This window comes from Acidaminococcus sp. CAG:542, assembly GCF_000437815.1.
Classification (GTDB): Bacteria; Bacillota; Negativicutes; order Acidaminococcales; family Acidaminococcaceae; genus Acidaminococcus.
In genome coordinates, this window is the sequence record NZ_FR902009.1 from 1 (window position 1) to 593 (window position 593).

1 protein-coding gene is annotated in these 593 nt (G+C 57.8%); it reads right to left on the bottom strand.

Annotated elements, in window-relative coordinates; translation table 11 throughout:
* The coding region (locus tag QVO43_RS00350; protein ID WP_288174244.1) for a sugar transferase at nt 1-593 on the bottom strand (593 nt) is incomplete at both ends.

Here is a 593-nt window from a genome sequence, read left to right on the forward strand (position 1 = left end):
TGATCTTGAAGTCTTCGAACAGGCTGGGACGGGCGATGTACATGAGATCCAGCAACAGTTTGTCGTAGGGGGTGGTGTTGTACTGGCCGTAGACCTGGGCGTAGCCGGTAAGGCCGCATTTGGCCTGGAGCCGCAGGTTCCACTCGGGCATTTCTTTGGCGTACTGGGCGGAAATCTCGGGGCGTTCGGGTCTTGGGCCTACGATGGACATATCTCCCTGGAGGATGTTCAGCAGCTGGGGCAGTTCGTCAAAACGGACGGCCCGGATGAAGCGGCCCACTTTAGTGACCCGGGGGTCGTTTTCGCCGGTGCTGAGCCGGGCTACTCCGTCTTTTTCAGCATCCATGCGCATGCTGCGGAATTTCAGCACCTGGAAGACTTTGCCGTCTTTGGTGAGACGGGCCTGGCGGTAGAAGATGTCTCCTCCGTCAGTCATTTTGATGGCCACGGCCACGGCGGCCATAATGGGCGCAAAGAGCACCAGGGCCACCAGGGACAGGACGATGTCGTAAAGGCGTTTGAAGAAAAGGAATTCGGGGGACGGATTGTACCGCTGGACGGCCATCATGGGCAAATGGAACAGATGGACTTTT